This window comes from Cupriavidus sp. OTU4054 (genome assembly GCF_038440175.1).
In the GTDB taxonomy this organism is placed as follows: Bacteria; Pseudomonadota; Gammaproteobacteria; order Burkholderiales; family Burkholderiaceae; genus Cupriavidus; species Cupriavidus pauculus_D.
In genome coordinates, this window is record NZ_JASATF010000033.1 from 1 (window position 1) to 23,285 (window position 23,285).

Here is a 23,285-nt window from a genome sequence, read left to right on the forward strand (position 1 = left end):
GCACCGACACCGGCACCGGCACCGGCACCAAGTCCGGCACCGAGCCCGGCACCCAGTCCGGCACCGAGCCCGGCCCCGAGCCCGGCCCCGAGCCCGGCCCCGAGTCCGGCGCCCAGTCCGGCACCGAGCCCGGCCCCTAGTCCGGTACCTAGCCCGGCCCCTAGCCCGGCCCCTAGCCCGGTACCTAGTCCGGCGCCCAGCCCGGCCCCCGCGGCCTACAAGCCGAAGATCACCTACATCGCCGAGCCCGCCGGCTACCCCTCCGCGTCGGAACTCGCGCAATACGAGACATCTCTCGTAGACCAGACCGCCGGCCAGATCGCGCTGATTCGCGATGCGCTCCGCGTGCTCCCCGACGCCGAAGTCGAATCCGTCCAGCCCGGCCGCGCCGAGAATCCCTCCAACGTCCGCCGCGTGGAGCAGGTACTGCCCGAAGCGAAGTTCGACGCCATCTTCCCCATCCGGCACACGAAATACTCGTACGTGAACCTCCTCCGAGGCATCGCCAAATTCCCCGCCTATTGCGGCGATTACCCCGACGGCCGCGACGCAGTCGCCATCTGCAAAAAGCTGCTCGCCACCTCGTTTGCGCACTTCGTCCAGGAAACCGGCGCCAACTGGCCATCGCTGACACCCGCGCAGGCCCGCTCGGGCTACCCCGACCACAACAACCCGATCCTCGCCAAAATGCCGCCCGACGCGCCCATCGACGCCTGGCGGCAAGGCCTGTGGTTCCTGCGGGAGTCCGGCTACGAAGAGGGCTCGTCCGTCGGCGCGTATCAGCAATGCGCACCCGGCTCGCACGCGACCAACTGGATCTTCTACCCCTGCGCGAAGAACGCGAGCGGCCAGTTCCTCGACTACTTCGGCCGCGGCTCCAAGCAGCTGTCATGGAACTACAACTTCGGCCCGTTCTCGCAGGCGCTCTACGGCGATGTGAACCTGCTCCTCGACAACCCCGGCAAGGTCGCCGACACGTGGCTGAACTTCGCCTCGGCGGTCTGGTTCGCCGTCACGCCGCAGACGCCCAAGCCCCCGATGACCTGGGTGGTCGACGGCACATGGAAGCCCAACGCGGTGGACCTCGGCAACAACATGAAACCCGGCTTCGGCGCCACCGTGTACATCATCAACGGCGGCATCGAATGCGGCGGCGGCGGCGCGGAGAAGGCGCAGGTGGTCAACCGCATTGCCGCCTATCGCGCGATGGCGGAAGAACTCGGTGTGCCCGTCACGCCCGACGAACCGCTCGGCTGCGCGAACATGCGCGGCTTCGTCGAAGGCTCCGCCGCCGCGGTCAAGGCGTATCTGGACAAGGACTGGTCATGGCGCGACGGCAAGCCCGCCATCGGCTGCAAGCTCGTCGATTACCAGATGCCGTTCTCGCTCGTGATTCCCGGCGATTACAAGAAATGCACCGACTACTTCTTCCGCGGCAAGGTCGAGTACAACGGGCAGGTCGTCGTGGACAACACGAAGTAACGGTGATTCAACGGCGGGGCGGAGGCGGACATGTCCATTTTCACGCTGCTCAGGGTCCTCGACAGGTTGCTGACGGGCGCGATCGTCGCGACGACGGGCATGGTGCTGGTGGCGATCTTCGTGCCGGCATCCGCATGGGCGATGCTGGTCTGCACGGACGCAACTGGCGCCACGCTTTACGCCACGCAGCGGGTGCCGGCGATGCAATGCCGCCGCGTGCCGGGCATCGACATCGTGGTGCCCGCCCGCCGCGAGCCCGCGCAGCCGTATCTGCCGCGCCCGCTCGATACCGCATCCTATGCGCGCGAGATCGACGCCGTCGCGCGGGAGTTTGGTATCGATGCGGCCACGGTGCGCGCGATCATCCATGTGGAGTCCGCGTTCAACCCGCGCGCGGTGTCGCGTGCCGGGGCACAGGGACTGATGCAGTTGATGCCCGGCACCGCGCAGCGCTTCGGCGTGCAGGATGCCTTCGACTCGGCGCAGAACATTCGCGGCGGGGTGCGGTATCTGGTCTGGCTGCTCGCGCGCTTCGGCGGCAACGTGGATCTTGCGCTGGCGGGGTTCAATGCGGGCGAAGCCGCGGTGGAGCGATACGGCGGCGTGCCGCCGTATGCCGAAACGCAGCGGTATGTGAGCGAGGTGCGGCTGATGATCGGCCGCTACCGGATGGCCAGCTAGAGGGCCGCCTACGCGGCCTCGGCGACGCGAATCTCCGCCAGCAGCTTCTTGAGCTCGGGCACGCACGAACCGCAATTGCCGCCCGCCTTCACGCACTTCGTGATCTCGGCAGGCGTCTTGAGGTCGTGCTGGCGCACGGCATCGCATATCGTGTTGCGTCCCACGCCAAAGCACGAGCACACCGTGGGCCCCGCGTCCGCGATCTTCTCCATCGGCTGGCCCAGCAGCAGGCCGATGCGGTCCGCATCCTCGAGCCGCTCGTGCGCGAACAGCTGCGAGAGCCACGTGCGGGAGGGCAGGTCGGGACGCGTGGAAACATACACGCAGGCCACGAGCCGGTCGTTGACCACATAGCCCGCGTGATAGACACCGGCGGTGCGATCCTCGTACTCGATCCAGTCGGCATCGGGATCGGTCACGCCGAGCAGTTCGCGCGCCCAGGCGGAGCGGTCCGCCACGGTCTCGCGTCCCGCGAACTCGTAGCGATGGAATTCGCGGCCCTGCACGCGCGTCCACCATGTCAGGCGATCGAGGTCCACCTCCTCGCGCGCGAGCGCAAAGCCATGCCAGGACACGCGGAATTCCTCGACGCGCACGGGCGTGTGCTTGAACTCGGGCTCGCCGGATACCGGATCGACGGCGGGGTTGACCACGGCACCGACGCGCGCGTCGGAGCTGAACTGGTCGTTCCAGTGGATCGGCACGAAGATCGTGCCGCGCGCAATGCCGCCACCGTGGCGCACGCGCGCGACCATCGCGCCCCACTGGCTGGTGACACGCGCCAGGCGGCCTTCGCTCACGCCGCACAGCAGCGCGTCCTGCGGGTGCATATCGACGATCGGCTCGGGCATGTGTTCGCCCAGCCGCGCGGAACGTCCCGTGCGCGTCATTGTGTGCCACTGGTCGCGGACGCGGCCCGTGTTGAGCACCAGCGGGTATTCGTCGTCGGTCGCGTGCATGGGCGCGCGCGGCGGCGTCGGCACGAAGCGCGCGCGGCCGTCGGCATGCGCGTAGCGGCCATCGGTGAACAGGCGCTCGGTACCGGCGTCGGCACGGTCGCGCAGCGGCCATTGCACGGGTTCCAGCGCGTCGTAATCCTGCTTGTTCAGCCCCGTGAGCCCGCCGATATCGAACGCGCGCCATGCATCGCCCTCGGCGGCCTCGCCGTTGCGGAACGCGGAGAGCCGCGCATGCTCGTCGAAGATCTCGTGCGGCGACGTGTAGTCGAAGCCCGCAAAGCCCATGCGGCGCGCGACCTCGCTGAGGATGTCCCAGTCCGCGCGCGCCTCGCCCGGCGCGGGCAGGAACGCACGCTGGCGCGAAATGCGGCGCTCGGTGTTGGTGACCGTGCCGTCCTTCTCGCCCCAGCCCAGCGCGGGCAGCAGGATGCGCGCGGCGTCGTTGGTGTCGGTGTGCACGACGATATCGGACGACACCACCAGTTCGCACTTTGCGAGCGCGCGGCGCGCCTGATCGGCGTCGGGCAGGCTTACGAGCGGATTGGTGGCCATGACCCACACCGCCTTGATGCGGCCGGATTCGATCGCCTGGAACAGGTCCACGGCCTTCAGCCCGGGCTTGTCGGCCATGGCGGGTGACTGCCAGAACGTCTGCACGATATCGCGATGCAGCGGATCCGCCAGTTCCATATGCGCGGCCAGCATATTGGCCAGGCCGCCGACTTCGCGGCCGCCCATCGCATTGGGCTGGCCCGTGAGCGAAAACGGTCCCATCGCTGGCGCGCCGATGCGGCCCGTGAGCAGATGGCAGTTGATGATGCTGTTGACCTTGTCGGTGCCGGACGAGGACTGGTTGACGCCCATCGAGAATGCGGTCACGACCTTGCGGGTATCCGCGAACAGCTGGTAGAACGCCTCCAGGTCACGCGGATCGAGGCGGCAGGTGCGCGCCACGTTCTCGATATCCATGCCCTCGGCATCGGCGGCACGCAGCGTATCGTCGAGGCCCGAGGTATGCGCGGCGACGAATGCCTCGTCGGTATGGCCATTGCGGGCCAGATAGGCCAGCAGACCGTTGAACAGCGCCACGTCGGTTCCCGCGCGCAGCGGCAGATGCATGTCCGCCATCTCGCAGGTAGCGGTGCGGCGCGGATCGACGACCACGATCTTCATGTCAGGCCGCGCCTCGCGTGCCTTCGACAGGCGCTGGAACAGGATCGGATGGCACCACGCGGTGTTCGAGCCCACCAGCACGACGAGGTCCGCCTGCTCCAGGTCCTCGTAGCTGCACGGCACGAGGTCCTCGCCGAACGCGCGCTTGTGGCCGGCCACGGCCGAAGACATGCACAGGCGCGAGTTCGTGTCGATATTGGCCGAACCGATAAAGCCCTTCATGAGCTTGTTGGCGACGTAGTAGTCCTCGGTCAGGATCTGGCCCGAGACGTACAGCGCCACCGCGTCGGGACCGTGCTCGGCCACGACCCGCGAGAAACCCTGCGCCACGGCGTCCAGCGCGGTATCCCACGAGACGCGGCGCAGCGTGCCGTCGGCCTCGCGCATCTGCGGATGCAGCAGGCGGCCGTCGAGCGATACCGTATCGCCGAGCGCGGAGCCCTTGACGCACAGGCGGCCATGATTCGACGCATGATCGACATCGCCCTGAATGTCGACCTGTCCGTCGGCGCGCACGGTCGCGCGCACGCCGCAGCCGACGCCGCAGTACGGGCACGTGGTCGAGGTCGTGGCGGTCGGCGTGGCCGAGACCACTGCAATGTCGGACAGGTTCACGCGTTCGTCTCTACGAGTCTTGAGGGGGATGCCGTTCACGCGGCCAGCAGCGCTTCGCACTGCGCCTTGCCGAACAGCAGGCGCTGGCGCAGGGCCTGCACGGGCTGGCCCGTCTGAATCAGGTCGAAATACCAGGGGCCGTCCTTGACGTCCCCGTACAGCACGGCGCCGACGAGCTTCCCGTGCTCCAGCACGAGGCGCTTGTAGATGCCGCGGCGCGGATCGCGCAGCACGAGGTCCTCGCTGTCTTCGCCGCCGATGAAGTCTCCGGCCGAATACAGATCGACGCCGGTCACCTTGAGCTTGGTCGCGGTGGCCTGCTGCACGTAGCGGCGATGGCCCGCGCCCGCGAGGTGCGCGGCGCAGACACGCGCCTGATCCCAGATCGGTGCCACGAGGCCGAACGTGGCCTGGCGATGCTGCACGCATTCGCCCACGGCGTAGACGCGCGGGTCGAACGTCTGCAGCGTGTCGTCGACGACGATCGCGCGTTCGCAATGCAGACCGGCGCTGGCCGCGAGCGCGATGTTCGGCCGCACGCCAGCGGTCATCACGACGAGGTCCGCCGGGATCTCGCTGCCGTCCTTGAAGCGCACGCCGATCACGCGCGGCGACTCGCTGACGTCGCCGAGGATCGCCTCGGTCTGCGCGGCGAGCAGGAAGCGCAGGCCCTTGCGTTCGAGCGCGATCTTGAGCAGCGCGGAAGCGGGCTTGTCGAGCTGGCGCTCCATCAGGCTGTCGGTGTTGTGCACGACCGTGACCTGCATGCCCTGACGCAGCAGGCCGTTGGCCGCCTCCAGCCCGAGCAGCCCCCCGCCGATCACCACGGCGTGGCGGTGATCGCGCGCGGCGGCCAGCATCTTTTCCACATCCTGAATGTCGCGGAACGCGATGACGCCATCCAGCGTATGCCCCGGCACCGGCAGGATGAACGGCGTGGAGCCCGTGGCAATCAGCAGGCGGTCGTAGCCGACTTCGCGGCCCGACTGCGCGCGCACGATGCGGCGCGGGCGGTCGATCGCGACGACGGGATCGCCCGCGAACAATTCGATGCCGTTCTGCGCATACCACTCGCGCGTATTCAGCATGATGTCGTCCACGGTCTTCTCGCCCGCGAGCACCGGCGACAGCAAGATGCGGTTGTAGTTGCCGTGCGGCTCGGCGCCGAACACGGCGATGTCGTAGAGGTCGGGCGCCAGCTTCAGCAGTTCCTCGACCGTGCGCATGCCGGCCATGCCGTTGCCGATCACGACGAGGCGAGGCTTGCGGGAAGCTGGCGAGACCGTCATGCCGCGAGTTCCTCGGTCTGGGCTTCCGTCATCGCACTGGCGGAGACCTGGGCCACCCATACCTTGCCGTCGTAGAGGCGCGCCGAGAACGCCTGCACCGAATGCTCGGGGGCTTCCAGGCATTCGCCCGTGCGCAGGTCGAAATGCTGCTTGTAGATCGGCGAGGCCACCACGAGCCGCTCGCCCAGATTGCCCACGATGCCGCGCGACAGCACCGACGCCTGCGAGTTGGGGTCGAAGTTTGCGATCGCGTAGACCTCTTCGCCACGGCCAATCCGGAAGACGGCGACCTGCTGGTCGTCGACCAGCGCGCACACACCAGTATTGGGCACGATATCGCGCAAGGTGCAGATGGCGGTCCAGGTTTCGTTCCGATGCGTATGGCTCATCACGTTCTCCGTTCGTTTTTCGGCGCTTACTCGGCGCTTATGCTGCGTTTGCGGGCACGGCTACCACGGGGATGTGGTGCAGCTTCGCGTGCTGCAATTTCCGTTCCTCCGGCGTGGCGGGGCGTACCTGTCCGCGTTCTTCCATGAACACGACGTTGTTGTCGTGCGCGTCGCTGTTGACGAAATGGCGGAAGCGCTGGCGCGTGGCCGGATCGGTGACCGCGCGCTTCCATTCGTCCTCGTAGGTATCGACCACGTGCTGCATGTCGGCCTCGAGGTCCGCGCCGATGCCGAGCTTGTCGTCGATGACGACCGACTTCAGGTAGTCCAGGCCGCCCTCGAGGTTGTCGCGCCAGACGCTCGTGCGTTGCAGGCGGTCGGCGGTGCGGATGTAGAACATCAGGAACCGGTCGATGTAGCGCAGCAGCGTGTCGCGGTCGAGGTCGCCCGCGAGCAGTTCCGCATGGCGCGGCTTCATGCCGCCATTGCCGCAGACGTAGAGGTTCCAGCCTTTTTCCGTGGCGATGACGCCGACGTCCTTGCCCTGTGCCTCGGCGCATTCGCGCGTGCAGCCCGATACGCCGAACTTGATCTTGTGCGGCGCGCGCAGGCCCTTGTAGCGGTTCTCGAGTGCGATCGCGAGGCCCACCGAATCGTCCACGCCATAGCGGCACCAGGTGGAACCCACGCAGGACTTCACCGTGCGCAGGGACTTGCCGTAGGCGTGGCCCGATTCGAAGCCGGCCGCGATCAGTTCTTCCCAGATCAGCGGCAGCTGTTCCAGCCGCGCGCCGAACATGTCCACGCGCGCGCCGCCCGTGATCTTGGTGTAGAGGCCGTATTTCTTGGCCACCTGTCCGACCGCGATCAGGCCGTCCGGCGTGACTTCGCCGCCGGGCATGCGCGGCACCACCGAGTAGGTGCCGTCCTTCTGGATATTGGCCAGGAAGTAATCGTTGGAATCCTGCAGACTCGCGTTGTCGGGCTGGAGCACGAAGTCGTTCCAGCACGAAGCCAGAATATTGGCGACGGTCGGCTTGCAGATATCGCAGCCCATGCCGTGGCCATGCGCGGCCAGCAGGTCGTCGAACGTGCGGAACTTGCCCACGCGGACGAGGTGGTGGAGCTCCTGGCGGGAGTAGGGGAAGTGCTCGCACAGGTGGTTGTTCACCGCCATGCCCTGCTTCTTCATCTCCGCCTTCATGATCTGCGTCACCAGCGGCACGCAGCCGCCGCAAGCGGTGCCGGCCTTCGTGCACGACTTGAGCGCGCCGATGCTGGTGGCGCCGTCGGTCACGGCCGCGCAGATCTGGCCCTTGCTCACGTTGTTGCACGAGCAGATCTGGGCCGTATCGGGCAGCGCGTCGGCGCCGAGCGCGGGCCTCGCCTGGCCATCGGACGACGGCAGGATCAGGAATTCGGGCGACTCCGGCAGCTCGATGCGGTTCAGCATCATCTGCAGCAGCGTGCCGTACTCGGTGGCATCGCCGATGAGCACGCCGCCCAGCAGAAACTTGCCGCAGTCGGAGACCACGAGCTTCTTGTAGATCTGCTTGCGTTCGTCGGTGAACTGGTACGAGCGGCTACCGGGCACGTTGCCGTGCGGATCGCCGATGCTGGCCACGTCCACGCCCATCAGCTTGAGCTTGGTGCTCATGTCCGCGCCCGCGAACTCGGCGCCTTCACCGGTATGGCCGCGCAGGTGCTTCGCGGCCACGCGGGCCATGTCGTAGCCGGGGGCCACGAGGCCGAAGATCTTGCCCTGCCACAGCGCGCATTCGCCAATCGCGTACACGTGCGGGTCCGACGTCAGGCAGTTGTTGTCCACCACGATGCCGCCGCGCTCGCCGACGGCGAGGCCGCTGGCGCGCGCGAGTTCGTCGCGCGGACGGATGCCGGCCGAGAACACGATCATATCGACCTCGAGGTGCGTGCCATCGGCAAAGTTCATGCGATGGGTCGCGGTCTCGCCATCGACGATCTCGACGGTGTTCTTGCCGGTGTGCACGGTCACGCCGAGCGATTCGATCTTCTGGCGCAGCATGCGGCCGCCGCCGTCATCGACCTGCACCGCCATCAGGCGCGGCGCGAACTCGACCACGTGCGTTTCCAGGTTCATGTCGCGCAAGGCCTTCGCGCATTCCAGGCCCAGCAGGCCGCCGCCGATCACGACGCCGCGCCTGGCGCGCGTGCCGCACTCCTGCATGGCCTCGAGGTCTTCGATGGTGCGGTAGACGAAGCAGTCCGTGCGGTCCTTGCCCGGCACGGGCGGCACGAACGGATACGAACCGGTGGCCAGGATCAGCTTGTCGTAGGGCAGCGTTTCGCCGGTGGACGCGGTCACGGTCCTGGCGACGGTATCGATCGCCGTGGCCTTCGCGTTCAGGCGCAGCAGCATGTTGCCGTGCTGCTCGAAGAACCCTTCGGGCACCAGCGACAGATCCTCGGCCGACTTGCCCGCGAAGAATTCCGACAGATGCACGCGATCATAAGCGGGGCGCGGCTCTTCGCAGAGCACGGTCACCTCGAGGTCGCCCGCGCCGTCGTTGCTGTCCGCTTCGGCGAGGACTTCGAGGAACTTGTGGCCGACCATGCCGTGCCCGACGATAACGATTTTCATGATGGCTGTCCTGGGGATGTGGGTGTTGTTCAGGGTTGCGTGCCGAGTGCGCTGTCGTAGAGCGCCTGCTCGCGGGCCTTGTGTTCCGCGCTGAAGCGGACGGCGATGGCGCACAGCGCCGCGAGCGTGGCCGTGATGCCCAGCCACGTGAGCGTCTGGTGCAGATCGCCGAGGCCCTTCATCAGGAAGCCGGCCGCCACCGCGCCGACATTGCCGCCGGCGCCGATGATGCCGGCCACGCCGCCGAGCGCCTTGCGGTCGATGAACGGCACCAGCGCATACGTCGCGCCGCAGGCCATATGGGTGAACAGGCCGAACAGCAGCATCGCGACGATCGCGAGCGTCACGCTCGAGGCTTGCGCGAACCACAGCAGGCCCAGGCCTTCGCCGAGGATGAACACGAACAGCAGCATCGAGCGGGCGTCGAGGCCACGGCGCTGCGCGGCCTTGTCGGACAGCCAGCCGCCGAGCGCGCGGGCGAACAGCGCGAGCAGGCCGAAGCTGGCGGCCGCGAGGCCGGCGGACTTGAGCGACAGGCCGAAATGATCGACGTAGTAGGTCGCCGCCACGTTATGGATGAACAGTTCCACGCCGAAGCACGCGCCGTACGTAATGAACAGCATCCACACGCGGTAGTTGGCGCTGGCCGCGCGGAAGCTGGCCCATCCGCCACCGCCCTTGCCACCCGAAACGGCAATGCCGCGGGCGCGCAGGTCGGAGAAATTGCCTTCGGGCGAGTCCTGCGTGAAGCGCCAGTACACGACGGCCATGATCAGCATCAGCACGCCGGGCACGATCAGCGCGATGCGCCAGCCGAGCGTGTGGTCCACGCCGAGGAACAGCACGGCGCCGAGCAGCAGCGGCATCAGGCCCTGCGCCACGCCGCCGCCCGCATTGCCCCAGCCGGCCGCCGCCGCGTTGGCGGTGCCGACCACGTTGGGGGCGAACATCACGGACGTGTGGTACTGCGTGATGACGAAGCTCGCGCCCACGGCGCCGATCAGCAGGCGGAAGAACAGGAACGTCTCGTAGTTCTGCGCCAGCGCCACGCCGAGCACGGGCAGGGCGCCGATGGCGAGCAGGCCGGTGTAGGTCTTTCGGGGGCCAAAGCGGTCGCACATCGGGCCGATGACCAGGCGCACGAGAATCGTGACCGCGACGGCCGCGATATTGATATTGGCAATCTGGTTCGGCGTCAGGCCGAATTCGCCCTTGAGCACCGGCATCAGCGGCGCGCAGGCGAACCACGCGAAGAACGAGACGAAGAACGCCATCCAGGTCAGGTGGAAGGCGCGCATCTGCGGCGTTTTCATGCTCAGCAGATCGATTCGGGTGGCTTTGCCGATCATTCGTGGCTCCAAAAACAAAAGGCGTCCCGAGAGGCTGGTCATGGACCAGTTCTGGGGACGCCGTTGTCCTACCGCCAGCTACATGGAATAGCCAGCGTGCGATGTGGGGTGGGCGGATCGCCGTTGATCGGCCCGCTCCCTATATCGCAAGCCGTGTGCCAAGCCTGAATATGGCGTTCGCGTTACGAATTCGAGCGGAAAGTGCGGGAAACGCCCGGTCGATGCACCGTAACCGGCGCGCCACCATGGGGCGATCGCACGGTCATGGTGCAGCGCAGCGTTTTGGGGCAGCGCGCGGCGTTCAGGATGCCGTCGCGGGCGCGGTCGCCTGCAGCACCATATCGTTCGGCGCCACGGGCTCGCCATGCTCGTCGAGGAGCGCCACGCGGACCTTCAGGCCGGACGATCGCGCGCGGACCTCGGCCGGTCCCTGGCCGCAGGAGGTCAGGTGTGCGTCGCCCCATTGCATGAGGCCCACCAGCACTGGCAGCAGTTCGACGGCCGAGCGTGTGGGGTGATAGCCGAACCGTTCGCGTTCGCCCGGTTCCTTGTAGCTGACCTTGCGGAGCAGGCCGGCTTCGGTCAGCGACTTGAGCCGCGCCGACAGGACGGCGGGCGAGCACTGAAGCCGCGCGAGGAAGTCGTCGAAGCGACGGACGCCCGAGAACACGTCGCGCAGGATCAGGATCGTCCACTTTTCGCCCACCAACGACAGCGCGGCCGCGATCGAGCACTGGCTCAGGTCGATAGGTGGCGGCAACGGCGCTGGAGAGGAGGCGGGGAGGGAAGAGGGGGTCGAAGGGGTCGCGGAAGACATGATGCTTCCACAATAGCACGCTGACTTCATTTGCAAAAGTCAGGATAGTGCCTATACTCCTGACTACGAATTAAATAGTCAGGTTTCGACATGGCACGGCATGACACCAACGCGCACGGCGCGGCGATGCACTGGACCCTCTGCGGCAATCGCGAAGTCACCGTGCGGAGCGCCCGGACCGACGATATGTCGGCACTGCGTCGGTTTATCGACGGGTTGTCGCGCGAGTCGCGCTATTTCCGTTTTCTGTCGGGCGGGCAGGTCGGCGATGCGGTGATCAGCCGGGTCCTTGGTCGGCACGAGGGGCGGAATATCGCGCTCGTGGTCACGGATGGGGACGAGGTGGTCGCCAATGCGGTCTATGTGGTCAACGACGCCGATGAGGCGGAGTTCGCGGTCGTGGTCGCCGATGCGTGGCAGGGACGCGGTCTGGGCCGCCGGCTGATTCAGCATCTCCGGCAACTGGCGCGGGCCGAGGGCCTGCGGGGCATGCGCGGCGACGTGCTCAGCGAGAATCGCCGCATGCTGGCGTTGATGCGCGAGTTCGGTTTCAGCACGCGCCGCACGCCCGGCGATGCGTACACGCACGAAGTCCGGCTATCGCTGGCGACCACGTCGCGCGAGAGCTGGCTCGCCCGCGACTGGTTCCAGGGCTGATCAGGCGGGGACGCCTTCATCCGCAACGTTCCGCTTGCCGCGCGCGGTCACCGTGCACCCGATCGACGCGACGATGATGCTGCCAATGGCCAGCCACTGCACGGCCGTCAGCTGTTCATGCAGGAACACGAGCCCGGCTAGCGCGCCCATGGCGGGCTCCAGGCTCAGCAGGATGCCGAACGTCCGGCGCGGCAGCCGCTTGAGCGACACCATTTCCAGCGAATAGGGAATCGCGCTCGAGAGCAGGCCTACCGCGAGCCCCGAGATCAGCAGCGAGGGCGCGAACAGTTCGCTGCCCGCATGCGCGATGCCGAACGGAAACACCACGATGGCCGCCACCGTCAGGCCCAGCGACGTGGCCTGCCCGCCGTGTGCGCTGCCCGCCATCTGCCCGAACACGATATAGAGCGCCCAGCCGACGCCCGCTGCTAGCGCATAGCCCAGGCCGACCGGATCCAGATGCGTGGCCGCATCGCCCAGCGGCAGCAGCATCCACAGCCCGACCACCGCGAACCCGATCCAGAGGAAGTCGATGGCCCGGCGCGACGACAGCACGGCCACCGTCAGCGGGCCCATGAATTCGATCGCGATGCACAGGCCGAGCGGAATGCTGCGCAGCGCCATATAGAACAGCAGGTTGGTCGCGCCGAGGGAGGCACCGTAGAGCGCGATGACACGCGCGTGGTGGCCGGACAAGGGCAGGCGCCATGGGCGCCAGACCGCGAGCAGGATCAGCGCCGAGAATCCGACGCGCAGCGCGGTGGTGCCCTGGGCGCCGACCACGGAGAACAGGCTCTTGGCGTACGAGGTGCCCACGCAAAGCGATGCCATCGACCCGATCAGCGCGAGGACGGCGATGAGCGTGGCGCTCTGGCTGGTGCGGGAGGGTGGCACTTCGGGTCCTGTGGCGGTGGTCTGGGGAGCCGCATCATCGCCGAGCGTCTGGCGGCGGGCCATACACACTTTTGGCATTTGGCGCTGCACAGTTGTGGTGCCGGCAGGCACCGCCGCACTGGCAGCCAGGCAGTGGGGGTTCTATGGTGTAAAGACCCTCAGCCCCGGAGATTGCGATGGAAGCCAACACGCCACGCCAGCCTGTGCGTCATGTCGTCATTACCGGCGCGGCCGGCGCGCTGGGCCGCGCGGTGGCCAGCCGCTTCGCGGGCGAGGGCGCCCGGCTCGCGCTGATCGACCACAGCCTGCAGCACCTGCAAAGCGTCTTCGCGCATCCGGAGCCGGACCACGGCGGCCATCTGCTGCACGCGGCGGACGTGACGTCCGACGCCGCGATGGCGCCCGTTGCCGCGGCGATCCTAGACGCGTTCGGCTCGGTCGATGTGCTGGTCCACGTGGCCGGCGGTTTCGAGATGGGCGAACCCACGCATACGCTGAGCCGCGAATCGTGGACGCGCATGATGGACCTGAATGCGTGGTCCTTCATCGCCGTCACGGGCCATTTCATTCCCGCGATGATGTTCCAGCGCAGCGGCAAGGTCATCGCGGTCACCGCGCGTGCCGCCTCGGCAGGTGCCGCCACGATGGGGGCCTATATCGCGTCCAAGAGCGCCCTGCAACGCCTCGTCGAAAGCCTGTCCCGCGAAGTCCGGGACGCCGGTATCAACGTCAACAGCATCGCCCCGAGCATCCTCGACACCCCGGCCAACCGCAACGGCATGCCGTCATCGGACCCCGCCCGCTGGGTCTCGACCGGCACCGCCGCCAGAACCATCGCCTTCCTCGCTTCCGAAGGCGCGCAGGCGATGCACGGGCAGCATATCGTGCTGGATGGGCTGAGCTAGGCGTCCACGCCCAACGGCGGCGCGATGTCCTCGAGCGATCGGCGTTCGGCATCGACGCCGTATCGCAATGCCAGCAGCCCCGCCACGATGACCAGTAGCGCGCCGATGCCGTAGCCCGCTGCCACCGCGTCGCGGCTGCCCGTTTCGATCAGGGTGCCGAACAGCACCGGTGCGATGAAACCGCCCGTGCCCGTGCCCACCGCATAGAAGATGGAGATGGCGAGCGCGCGCATTTCCAGTGGGAACACTTCGCTCGCGGTGAGATAGGCCGAGCTCGCGGCCGCCGAGGCGAGGAAGAAGACGCCGGACCAGCAGAGCGCGAGCGAGCGGGCGTCGAGCATGCCGTGCATGAACGCATAGCCCGTTGCGGCGAGGCCCGCGCCCGACAGGCAGTAGGTCAGCGCAATCATCTTGCGCCGGCCGATGCGGTCGAACAGCGGGCCGAGGATAAGCGGACCCGCGGCGTTGCCCAGCGCGAACGGGAACAGGTAGAGCGCCACGCGTTCCTCGGCCACGCCTTCGAAGCGCGTGAGGACGAGGGCGTAGGTAAAGAAGATCGCGTTGTAGAAGAATGCCTGCGACACCATCAGCACGAACGTCACCACGCTGCGCGTGCGATAGCGTTTCAGCAGGATGCCGACCACTTCGCGCAGCGACGGCGACGGCCGGCCCGCGTAGGCGACCTTCGCATGCGTGGCGGGCACGTCCGCGAGCGGGCCGCGCTGTCGCGTCACCTCGGCCTCGATCTGCGCGATGATCCGTTCGGCTTCCTCGTGCCGCCCATGCGTGGCGAGCCATCGGGGGCTCTCGGGCACATGCCGTCGAATCAGCACGATGGCCACCGCGAGCACCGCGCCGAGCGCGAAGCACGCGCGCCAGCCCCACACGGGGCCCAGCGCGCGCGGGTCCAGCACCACGAGGCTCAAGCCCGCGCCGAGCGCGGCACCGAGCCAGAAGCTGCCATTGATCGCAAGATTCACGCGGCCGCGCACGCGCGCGGGAATCAGTTCGTCGATCGCGGAATTGATGGCCGCATATTCGCCGCCGATGCCAAGCCCCGTGAGAAACCGGCAAACGGCGAAAAACGCGAAATCGGGGGAGAACGCCGTGGCCAGCGTCGCGCCCATATAGACGAACAACGTCGCGAGAAACAGCCGTTTGCGGCCGAGGCGGTCGGCCATGCGGCCGAAAACGAGTGCGCCGGTGACGGCGCCGAGAATGTAGAGCGAGCCGCTCCAGCCTACCTGCGCGGCAGTGAGCGCCAGCGTATCGGAGCGCTCGAGCACGGCTCCCACGGAGCCGACCAGCGTGACCTCCAGCCCATCGAGTACCCATGCGATGCCAAGGGCGATCGCGACGCGCCAGTGCCATGGAGACCATGGCAGCCGGTCGAGCCGGGCCGGGATGTCGGATTGCCAGCCGGTTGTGGTCAACAGGTCGGGTTCAGCAGTCGCGGCCGACGGCCTTCAGCATCGAGCGGCCGTGGTCGGTGATCTGGGGCAGCGATCGATCCTCCGAGGATTCGATGCTGACCAGTTGTCGCGCGATCAACGCGTCGAGATCGACCGGATCGATCTCGGGATGGTCCGGTGTCGTATCGGTACGAGTATGCGGGCCACTGCCGATCAACATCAGCGTGGCAAGTTCATGTGGGCTCAGCACAGTGTTCTCCTTGGCGAGAGGGGAGCGGTTTGCTGGGGACGCGGCGACGCTTCCAGAATGAGAGCGTCTTTCGAGTGGCGGCATGCTGCGGCGCATGATGGCCGCATTCAGCAGTCATTGCTTTGACGAGGGCATCCCCCCGGGGTTCCGGAGAAGTACAAAACCGCTACAAAACGCAGGGCCTTTGCATAAAGATCTGCGAAAAGTTTCTGTGCCTCTCAGAGACCGATGGCCAGCCCATCGCTGCGCGGATCGTGCGCGCCGGCCAGCCGATAGTCATCGTGCGTGATCGCTATGACGCCAGGATGTCCGGCAAGCGGACTTTGCGCGGCAATCGGGCTGATTTCATGGCCCAGGCGCGTCAATGCCGTCATCACGCCGTCACCCGCGTCTGCCTCGAGCTTGAGCGTATCGCGCGTATCGGAGAACGTCCGCCCCAGCAGGAACCGTGGCTGCGAGAGCGCCTGCAGCGGATTCATGCCATGGTCGATCAGCCGCGTGAGCACCGTGGACAGCGTCTGCGGCTGTCCGTCCGCACCTTGCGTGCCATAGAGCAGGCAGGGCCGCCCCTGCTTGAGATACATCCCCGGATTGAGCGTGTGAAACGGCCGCTTGCCCGGCGCGAGCGCATTGTGATGACCGGGCGCGAGACTGAAGGCCGCGCCCCGGTTGTGCCACAGGATACCGGTGTCGCCCGCCACGACACCGCTGCCCCAGTCGAAATACACGGTCTGCAACACGCTCACGCAGCGTCCCTCGCTATCGGCCGCCGCCAGATAGACCGTATCGCCATGCTGATACACATGCGGCCACGGCAGCGCCCGCGCGCGGTCCACGCGCGCGGCCAGCGTATCGAGCCGTTCGCGCGAGAGCATCGCCGCAACGGGAACGTCGGCGAACTCGGGGTCCGCGACATACCGGTTGCGTTCGATAAATGCCTGTTTCACGGCCTCCACGAGCAGATGGTAGTAGTCGGCGCTGCCCTCGGTCACGCTCGCCACATCGAACCGGTCGAGAATACCCATGATCTGCAGCGTGGTAATGCCCTGCGTGGGTGGCGCGAGGCTCAGCAACTCGCCCCCGCGGTACGGTACGCGCAATGGCGCTTCTTCACGCGCGCGCGTCGCGGCAAGATCGGCCATCGTCAGCGGCGACCCCGCGGCCTGCAGCCCCGCGACGATGCGCTCGGCAAGCTGGCCTTCGTAGAACTCGCGCGCGCCATGCGTGGCAATGCGCGCGAGGCTGCGCGCAAGCGCCGGCTGCCGCAGCGTTTCGCCGACTTCGGGCATGCGTCCGTCCGGCATGAACGTTGCCGCGAAACCGGGCCATTGCTCCGGATGCGCGCGCAGCTCCCCGGCGCGGAAGTCCTGCCAGAAGCGCTGGGACGGCGTGACCGGAAATCCCGCATCCGCATGCGCGATCGCGGCCTCGAACAGCCGCGGCCAGGCGAGCCTGCCGCCCCAGCGATCGCGGCTCAGCGCAAACGCGCGATCCCACGTATCGACGGTGGCTGCCGTGGTCAGCGCGGAGCCGGGCCCGCGCACGGGAATCGCGCCGTCATAGGCGGGGGGCGTCATCGCGGCCTGCCCGATACCGGAGAGCCCCTGCACATTGCCGTCACGATCGCTGACGATCCAGAACGCATCGCCGCCGAGTCCCGTGAAATGCGGATAGGTGACGGCCAGCGTCGCGCCCATCGCGATCGCCGCCTCGATGGCATTGCCACCCGCGCGCAGGATCGCCGCGCCGGCTTCGCTCGCCAGCGCGTGCGGGCTCGTGACCATGCCCCGGGTGGAGTGAGCGAGCGTGCCTGTCATGCGTCGTGACCTCCGAGATAAGCCTGTACGAGCGCCGGATCTTTCGCCAGCGCTTCGGCGGGACCGCTCGCGACCACGCGGCCTTCTTCCAGTACGTAGGCGCGATCGGCCAGCGACAGCGCGAGCGCCGCCATCTGGTCGACGAGCAGGATCGTCATCGACGACTCGCGCAGCGTGTCCAGCGACGCGAACAGTTCGTCGATGACCTTCGGCGCGAGGCCCAGCGAGGGCTCGTCGAGCAGCATCACCGTGGGGCGCGACATCAGTCCGCGCGCCACGGCCAGCATCTGCTGCTCGCCGCCGGACAGCAGGCCGGCACGCTGGTGCTGGCGCTCGCGCAGGCGCGGCCAGCGCGCGAACATCGACTCCACGCGCTGCGTCATCTCGGCGCGCGTTATGCGGCCCGACGGAAATGCGCCGAGGCGCAGGTTGTCGAGCACCGAAAGTTCGGGGAAGACCTGGCGGCCTTCGGGCACGAGCACCACGCCCATTTCCGCGATGCGCGCGGCATCGAGACGCGAGAGATCGGTGCCGTCGAACGTGATGCCCCCGCTCACGGGCCGATGCAGACCCGCGAGCGCGCGCATCAGCGTGGACTTGCCCGCGCCATTGGCGCCGAGCAGCGCGACCATCTCGCCCTCGCGCACCTGCAGATCGACGTCGTGCAGCACGGGTGCCGCACCATAGCCCGCGCGCAGCGCGCTCACGCCGAGCACCTCGGGCGGAAGCTGGTCCGCGGCGGCGCTACGGGAGCGCGAGCGCACGGGCGTCGCGGACGCTTCGCCCAGATACGCGCGCCGTACGGACGGATCGTTGCGGATCTCGACCGGCGTGCCCATCGCGAGCCGCTGGCCCGCATCGATCACGACGATGCCGTCGGAGACATCCATCACGAGCGACATATCGTGTTCGACGAGGCCCACCGCCACACCGCTGTCCGCGATGCGGCGCAGCAGCGCGCCGAGCGTGGCCTTGTCCTCGCGCGAGAGACCGGCCGCGGGTTCGTCGAGCAGCAGCACCGACGGCTGCGTGGCCAGCGCGCGGGCAATCTCCACGAGGCGGCGATCGACGTGCGCGAGATCGGCCGCGCTCGTGTCGGGGTCGCCCGCATAACCGCACGCCCGCAACAGCGCGCGCGCCTGCTCGCGCACGGCCGGCGCGGTAAAGCGCGCGATGCCGAACAGCGTGCCCAGGCGGCCGCCCGCGAGCGCGATGGCAACGTTGTCGAGCGCGCTCATGCCCGCGAACAGCTGCGTGGTCTGGTAGGTGCGCGCGATACCCTGGCGCGCGCTATGGCACGCGCCGCGCGAGTCGAGCGGCGCCGCGCCGAGGCGGCGGCCGCCTTCGCGCGGATGGTAGTAGCCCGACAGCATGTTGAGCACCGTCGATTTGCCGGCGCCGTTCGGGCCGATCAGGCTCGTGACGCTGGCGGCCGGCAGCTCGAACGAGAGGCTGTCCACCGCGCGCACGCCGCCGAACACCATCGACAGGCCCAGCGCCGACAGGCCGCGGCGCGACTCGGGCGCGCGCGCGGGCAGCGAGACGGTATCGCCCGCATGGCGGCCCTCCGCATGTGGGCCCGCCTGCGCGCCCGGCGCACGGAAGCGGCGGAAGATATCGACCACCACGCCCACGATGCCGCTCGGCGCCACCCACAGCACCACGAGCAGCAGCAGGCCGAAACACAGCAGCCGCAGGTTCTCGAGGCTCGACAGCATCTCGGGCAGCAGGCCGACGACCACGGCACCTACGAGCGGCCCGGCCACCGTGCCCGCGCCGCCGATCATCACGACCAGCACGAACAGGATCGATTGCAGGAACGAGAACATGCCCGGCGTGATCATCCCCTGCAGCGGCGCGAACAGACCGCCGGCAAGGCCCGCCAGCGCGGCCGAGCACGCAAAGCCGACGGTCTTGACCACGAGCGGGTCGATGCCGATGGACGCGGCGGCGGTTTCGCTGTCGCGCACCGCGCGCATCGCCGCGCCCCAGCTGCCGCGCGAGATGCGCGCATAGCCGGCGACGGCGATGCCGAGCGCGACGATGGCGATGAGGGCGATCGCACGTTCGCCGCCCTCGACGCCGGGCAGCATCGGCTGCGCAATGCCCATCAGGCCGTTCTGGCCGCCGGTAATGGCGCGCCATTCGACCGCGCCATGCTCGACGATAAAGCCGAACGCGATGGTGACCATGGCGAGGCCCGGCCCCTTCACGCGCAGCGCGGGCAGCGCGAGCAGGGCGCCCAGCACGGCGGCGAGCAGCGTGGCCACGGGCCACGCGGCCCAGAACGACCAGCCGAACTGCCCCGTGAGAATCGCGACCGTATAGGCGCCGATCGCATAGAACCCGACGTGGCCGAACGACACCTGCCCGGTCAGGCCCAGCAGCAGGTTCAGGCCCACGCCGCACAGCGCGAGCATGGCCACGCCGGCAATGACGAAGACGAAATACCCGTTGAGCGTGAGGGCGAGCGCCGCGGCGGCCAGCAGCGACGCGCACACGGCGCCGATCTGCCATGCCGAGCCGAGGCCGAGCAGCGGCGCCCTGAGCGGCGCGGAAACGATGGCCTGGGAGCCAGTCACAGCGGAAGAAGACGTCATCGATTGGGAAGCGGGCGAGTTCATACCTTGCGAACCTCCGCGCGGCCGAACAGGCCATCGGGGCGCAGGGCGAGCAGCGCGATCACCAGCGCGAACGTGATGATCTGCGTGTAGCTGGAGCCGAGGGAGGCGGTGACGAGCGCTTCCGCGACGCCGAAGATCAGGCCCGCGATCATCACGCCCCAGGCGCTCGACAGACCGCCGAGAATCGCCACGGCAAATGCCTTGAGACCGAACACGGTGCCCATGTCGGCCTGCACGTTGAACAGCGGCGCGATGAGCACGCCGGCCACGCCGGCCAGCAGCGTCGACAGCGCGAAGGCCACGGCGATGGTGCGGCGAATGGGAATGCCCATCAGGCGTGCGGCGTCGCGGTTCTGCACCACGGCCAGCATTGCCACGCCCCAGCGCGAGCGGCGCAGCACGTAGTGCAGCACGGCCGCGAGCGCGAGGCCCACGACGGGAATCACGAGCTGCAGCGGATAGACGCCGACGCCCGTGTCGCCGAGCTGCAGCGACGACATCGCCAGCGGCGACGGCAGGCTGCGCGGCTCGGTGCCGAACCAGAGCATCACCACGTTGTCGAGCACGATGCCGAGCGCGACCGTGGCCATCAGCCATGCATTGGATCCGCGGCTCGCGAACGGCCGCACCGCGAGGAACTCGACGGCGAGGCCATAGAGCGCGCACAGTGCCAGTGCGAGCACGATCGCGAGCGGCATCGGCCAGCCCAGCGTCTGCGCGAAAGTGTAGGTCAGCACCGCGCCGAGCATCATCGAGCTGCCCTGCGCGAAGTTGACCGTCGCGGAGACCGCGTAGGTAATGTGGAAGCCGAGTGCCATGAGCCCGTACATGCTGCCCAGGCCCAGCCCGCTGATCAGCGCGGAAATCCAAAGCATGGTGAATCCTTGATAACTTCGGTTGCGCCGATTACTTCGTGCTGCCGACCGGAACGATGCGGTTGTCGATGAACTGCGCCCACACGTAGTCGTTCTCGCTCAGCGCGTCATGCGTCTGCGCGTTGAACGGCTTGACGTAGGTCTTGATCAGGCCTTCGTAACGGTCGATCTTGTAGAAGCCCTCGCGAATCGCATCGCCCTTGGTGCTGCCGGCCTGCGCGATGGCGAGCCCGGCCAGCTGCATGGCGTCGTAGGCGTTGGCCACACCGACGGCCGGCGTGATGTCGTCCGGACCCTTGACGTCGCTGTACTTGGCCTTGAGCGCGTTGACCACGCGTGTGCTGACCGGCGTCTGCTGGCCGAAGAAGCTGTACGTCTGCACGAAGTGGACATTCTTCGCGTTGGGACCCGCGAGTTCGGTGAAGCGGCCGCCGGCCGGACCCCAGTGCGATACCACCGGCACCTTCCAGCCCATGCGGTCGAGCGACTTGACCACCTGCGCGGACGGGCCCACGTTGCCGACCATCAGCAGCACATCGGCACCCGCGGCCTTCAGGCGGCCCAGCTGCGGCACCACGTCCACGTCGTTGGCCTCGAACTTCTCGATGCCGGCCGGCTTCATGCCCTTGGCCGTCAGCGCGGCGACGATGCCTTTCTCGTTCGACTCGCCCCACGGGTTGTTCACAAGGATCAGGCCCACCTTGCTGGCGCCGAACGCCTTCTGCGCGTACTGGAGCATGGCCTTGTCCACGACTTCATCCACGGCCGACACGCGGAACACGTAGTTCGGATTCGCGCCGTTGTGCGTGATCGGCGTGCCCGCGGCCCACGGGCCCACGAACGGCACCTTCTCCTGGTTCGCGATGGGCACGATGGCCATCGAGACCGGCGTATCGAGGCCGCCGAACAGCACCGCCACCTTCTCCTTGTAGATCAGCTCGCGCGCGGCCAGCACGCCCTTGGCGGGGTTGCCTTCGTCGTCGCGGCGCACGAGTTCGAGCTTGCGGCCGCCGAGCAGGCCGCCCTTGGCGTTGATCTCGTCGATGGCGATCGTCATGCCACGGGTCAGCGCTTCGCCGGCGCGGGCGGACTGGCCCGAGAGCGCGGTGATCAGGCCGATCTTGATCGTGTCGGCGGCGTGGGCGGGCAGGGCGCAGAGCACGCAGGCGGCTGCGGCGACCGTGAGCATGGCGCGGCGGGCCGGGCGTTGAAGTTGGGACATGGTGATCTCCGGAGGACGATGGATGGGCAATCGGTTAGCGAGCCCTCCGATTGCAAGAGCCATGCCACACACGTCTGCGAAACCGTGCATAAGCCGCAAACACCAACAGCATCAACGTGTAGACGATCTGGCTTGGTTTTTGCGAACGATCCGTACGATCTGTTGCATACGAAGATTTGCCCCGATTGCGCGCACGTTGCTGGTGCGCGATGAGCCAGAACGGGGCGGCCCATGCCTCCGAATGCGACATTCCCCAGATAAACAAGGCAATCCGTCCATGACGCATCCCTCCAGTCCGACTTTCGGCCCCTCGTTTGGCCCGCTCCGCACGCACGGCCGCTTTCCGTACCGGCCCATCACCGACGTGGACCGCTTTCGCTGGCCCAACGGCGCGAACCTCGCCGTGTACCTCGGCTTCAACATCGAGCACTTCGCGTTCGGCGAGGGCCTCGGCGCCAATCTCGGGCCCGTCTCGCCGCAGCCGGACGTGCTCAACTACAGCTGGCGCGAATACGGCAACCGCGTCGGGGTATGGCGGTGCCTGGAGTTGTTCGACCAGCTGGAGATGCCCGCCGGCGTGCTGCTCAACACCGCGCTTTACGACCATTGCCCCGAGGTCATCGATGCCTGCGTCGCGCGCGGGGACGAACTGATCGGCCATGGCCACACGAACGCGCACCGCCAGAGCGAGTTCGACGAGGCGGGCGAGCGCGCGCTGCTCGAGCATTGCCGCGCGCGCATCCGCGCGCAGGCGGGCGTGGCGCCGGCGGGCTGGCTGTCGCCGTGGATCTCGGAGACGCTGCAGACGCCCGACCTGCTCGCCGAGACCGGCTATCGCTATACGCTGAACTGGGCCCACGACGACCGGCCCATCCGGATGGAGACGCGTGGCGGCCCGCTGTGGTCGATTCCGTATCCGCAGGAGCTCAACGACATTCCGATGATCATCGCGCGGCAAATGGACGCGGCCGCGTTCGCCGACATGATCATCGACCAGTTCGACGAGATGCTGATGCAGGCGAATCATCCGCAGCATCCGCAGCCGCTCGTGATGGGCATCGCGCTGCATCCCTATCTGGTGGGACAGCCCTATCGGCTGCGGCACCTGCGCCGCGCGCTCGCGCATATCGCTGCCCGCCGCGCGCAGGGGGAGGTGTGGTTCACCACGCCGGGCGCGATCTGCGACGTCATGGACCAGCAGTATCCGCTTGCCCGCGCGCAGACTGCGCTCGCGGCTTCACGCTAATATCATGGC

The 23,285-nt window shown here is 67.8% G+C and carries 18 protein-coding genes; 5 read left to right on the forward strand and 13 right to left on the reverse strand.

From position 1 onward, the window contains the following. Window positions 1-345 precede the first annotated feature (345 nt). Together AAHB16_RS28055 and AAHB16_RS28060 are read left to right on the forward strand one after the other, a co-directional pair. Window positions 346-1,482, forward strand: a complete 1,137-nt coding sequence (locus AAHB16_RS28055) for a chitinase (protein WP_191002452.1) — start codon at window positions 346-348, stop codon at window positions 1,480-1,482. A 30-nt stretch (window positions 1,483-1,512) separates the two neighbouring features. Further along, a complete protein-coding gene (locus AAHB16_RS28060; protein ID WP_342052541.1) occupies window positions 1,513-2,163 on the forward strand; it encodes a lytic transglycosylase domain-containing protein in 651 nt (216 codons plus the stop codon). 8 nt (window positions 2,164-2,171) lie between these two features. Here the strand turns inward: AAHB16_RS28060 and AAHB16_RS28065 are convergent, their stop codons facing one another. The 6 genes from AAHB16_RS28065 to AAHB16_RS28090 form a co-directional block, all read right to left on the reverse strand. Beyond that, entirely contained in the window at window positions 2,172-4,910 is a 2,739-nt protein-coding gene (locus AAHB16_RS28065; protein WP_342052542.1) for a molybdopterin-dependent oxidoreductase, read from the reverse strand. 35 nt (window positions 4,911-4,945) lie between these two features. After that, window positions 4,946-6,199 (reverse strand): NAD(P)/FAD-dependent oxidoreductase, encoded by a 1,254-nt coding sequence (locus AAHB16_RS28070; protein ID WP_342052543.1) that lies wholly within the window; start codon window positions 6,197-6,199, stop codon window positions 4,946-4,948. Then, window positions 6,196-6,588, reverse strand: a complete 393-nt coding sequence (gene nirD / locus AAHB16_RS28075) for a nitrite reductase small subunit NirD (RefSeq protein WP_342052544.1) — start codon at window positions 6,586-6,588, stop codon at window positions 6,196-6,198. The genes AAHB16_RS28070 and nirD overlap by 4 nt, the downstream gene beginning before the upstream one ends. Window positions 6,589-6,625: 37 nt before the next feature. Next, a complete protein-coding gene (nirB, locus tag AAHB16_RS28080; RefSeq protein WP_342052545.1) occupies window positions 6,626-9,208 on the reverse strand; it encodes a nitrite reductase large subunit NirB in 2,583 nt (860 codons plus the stop codon). Between the two features lie 29 nt (window positions 9,209-9,237). Beyond that, complete coding sequence (locus AAHB16_RS28085; RefSeq protein ID WP_150376972.1) at window positions 9,238-10,557, reverse strand: MFS transporter; 1,320 nt, start codon at window positions 10,555-10,557, stop codon at window positions 9,238-9,240. 301 nt (window positions 10,558-10,858) lie between these two features. Continuing rightward, entirely contained in the window at window positions 10,859-11,374 is a 516-nt protein-coding gene (locus AAHB16_RS28090; RefSeq protein ID WP_342052546.1) for a winged helix-turn-helix transcriptional regulator, read from the reverse strand. Window positions 11,375-11,464: 90 nt separating this feature from the next. Between AAHB16_RS28090 and AAHB16_RS28095 the strand changes: the two genes are divergently transcribed. Then, window positions 11,465-12,031: a GNAT family N-acetyltransferase gene (locus AAHB16_RS28095; protein ID WP_342052547.1), complete on the forward strand. Its 567-nt coding sequence runs from the start codon at window positions 11,465-11,467 to the stop codon at window positions 12,029-12,031. Here AAHB16_RS28095 and AAHB16_RS28100 read toward each other — a convergent pair whose 3' ends face one another. Further along, a complete protein-coding gene (locus AAHB16_RS28100) occupies window positions 12,032-12,862 on the reverse strand; it encodes an EamA family transporter (protein ID WP_223851826.1) in 831 nt (276 codons plus the stop codon). It lies immediately after the preceding gene. 239 nt (window positions 12,863-13,101) lie between these two features. Between AAHB16_RS28100 and AAHB16_RS28105 the strand changes: the two genes are divergently transcribed. Continuing rightward, window positions 13,102-13,830, forward strand: coding sequence for an SDR family NAD(P)-dependent oxidoreductase (locus AAHB16_RS28105; RefSeq protein WP_150376975.1), 729 nt, complete (start codon window positions 13,102-13,104; stop codon window positions 13,828-13,830). On the opposite strand, the gene AAHB16_RS28110 is transcribed toward AAHB16_RS28105, so the two are convergent. The 6 genes from AAHB16_RS28110 to AAHB16_RS28135 all read right to left on the reverse strand — a co-directional run bounded on the left by AAHB16_RS28110 (window position 13,827) and on the right by AAHB16_RS28135 (window position 22,030). Further along, window positions 13,827-15,263, reverse strand: a complete 1,437-nt coding sequence (locus tag AAHB16_RS28110) for an MFS transporter (RefSeq protein WP_342052548.1) — start codon at window positions 15,261-15,263, stop codon at window positions 13,827-13,829. The genes AAHB16_RS28105 and AAHB16_RS28110 overlap by 4 nt on opposite strands. Before the next feature lie 10 nt (window positions 15,264-15,273). After that, window positions 15,274-15,492 carry a hypothetical protein gene (locus AAHB16_RS28115; RefSeq protein ID WP_150376977.1) on the reverse strand — a complete coding sequence of 73 codons (219 nt, stop codon included), beginning with the start codon at window positions 15,490-15,492 and terminating at the stop codon, window positions 15,274-15,276. 218 nt (window positions 15,493-15,710) lie between these two features. Continuing rightward, window positions 15,711-17,309 (reverse strand): gamma-glutamyltransferase family protein, encoded by a 1,599-nt coding sequence (locus AAHB16_RS28120; protein ID WP_342052549.1) that lies wholly within the window; start codon window positions 17,307-17,309, stop codon window positions 15,711-15,713. Next, a complete protein-coding gene (locus AAHB16_RS28125; protein WP_342052550.1) occupies window positions 17,306-19,933 on the reverse strand; it encodes a branched-chain amino acid ABC transporter ATP-binding protein/permease in 2,628 nt (875 codons plus the stop codon). Before AAHB16_RS28125 ends, AAHB16_RS28120 begins: the two co-directional genes overlap by 4 nt. Further along, window positions 19,930-20,808: a branched-chain amino acid ABC transporter permease gene (locus AAHB16_RS28130; protein WP_150376978.1), complete on the reverse strand. Its 879-nt coding sequence runs from the start codon at window positions 20,806-20,808 to the stop codon at window positions 19,930-19,932. The genes AAHB16_RS28125 and AAHB16_RS28130 overlap by 4 nt, the downstream gene beginning before the upstream one ends. A gap of 31 nt (window positions 20,809-20,839) precedes the next feature. After that, entirely contained in the window at window positions 20,840-22,030 is a 1,191-nt protein-coding gene (locus AAHB16_RS28135; RefSeq protein WP_411859861.1) for an ABC transporter substrate-binding protein, read from the reverse strand. A 277-nt stretch (window positions 22,031-22,307) separates the two neighbouring features. Between AAHB16_RS28135 and AAHB16_RS28140 the strand changes: the two genes are divergently transcribed. Next, window positions 22,308-23,276: a polysaccharide deacetylase family protein gene (locus AAHB16_RS28140; RefSeq protein WP_150376979.1), complete on the forward strand. Its 969-nt coding sequence runs from the start codon at window positions 22,308-22,310 to the stop codon at window positions 23,274-23,276. Window positions 23,277-23,285 lie beyond the last annotated feature (9 nt).

Excerpts from the sequence above, each read along its gene's own strand:
- AAHB16_RS28060 (WP_342052541.1), top strand. The coding sequence starts at position 1,513 with ATGTCCATTTTCACGCTGCTCAGGGTCCTCGACAGGTTGCTGACGGGC.
- AAHB16_RS28070 (WP_342052543.1), bottom strand. The coding sequence starts at position 6,199 with ATGACGGTCTCGCCAGCTTCCCGCAAGCCTCGCCTCGTCGTGATCGGC.
- nirD (WP_342052544.1), bottom strand. The coding sequence starts at position 6,588 with ATGAGCCATACGCATCGGAACGAAACCTGGACCGCCATCTGCACCTTG.
- nirB (WP_342052545.1), bottom strand. The coding sequence starts at position 9,208 with ATGAAAATCGTTATCGTCGGGCACGGCATGGTCGGCCACAAGTTCCTC.
- AAHB16_RS28085 (WP_150376972.1), bottom strand. The coding sequence starts at position 10,557 with ATGATCGGCAAAGCCACCCGAATCGATCTGCTGAGCATGAAAACGCCG.
- AAHB16_RS28090 (WP_342052546.1), bottom strand. The coding sequence starts at position 11,374 with ATGTCTTCCGCGACCCCTTCGACCCCCTCTTCCCTCCCCGCCTCCTCT.
- AAHB16_RS28095 (WP_342052547.1), top strand. The coding sequence starts at position 11,465 with ATGGCACGGCATGACACCAACGCGCACGGCGCGGCGATGCACTGGACC.
- AAHB16_RS28100 (WP_223851826.1), bottom strand. The coding sequence starts at position 12,862 with ATGGCATCGCTTTGCGTGGGCACCTCGTACGCCAAGAGCCTGTTCTCC.
- AAHB16_RS28105 (WP_150376975.1), top strand. The coding sequence starts at position 13,102 with ATGGAAGCCAACACGCCACGCCAGCCTGTGCGTCATGTCGTCATTACC.
- AAHB16_RS28120 (WP_342052549.1), bottom strand. The coding sequence starts at position 17,309 with ATGACAGGCACGCTCGCTCACTCCACCCGGGGCATGGTCACGAGCCCG.
- AAHB16_RS28125 (WP_342052550.1), bottom strand. The coding sequence starts at position 19,933 with ATGAACTCGCCCGCTTCCCAATCGATGACGTCTTCTTCCGCTGTGACT.
- AAHB16_RS28130 (WP_150376978.1), bottom strand. The coding sequence starts at position 20,808 with ATGCTTTGGATTTCCGCGCTGATCAGCGGGCTGGGCCTGGGCAGCATG.
- AAHB16_RS28135 (WP_411859861.1), bottom strand. The coding sequence starts at position 22,030 with ATGTCCCAACTTCAACGCCCGGCCCGCCGCGCCATGCTCACGGTCGCC.
- AAHB16_RS28140 (WP_150376979.1), top strand. The coding sequence starts at position 22,308 with ATGACGCATCCCTCCAGTCCGACTTTCGGCCCCTCGTTTGGCCCGCTC.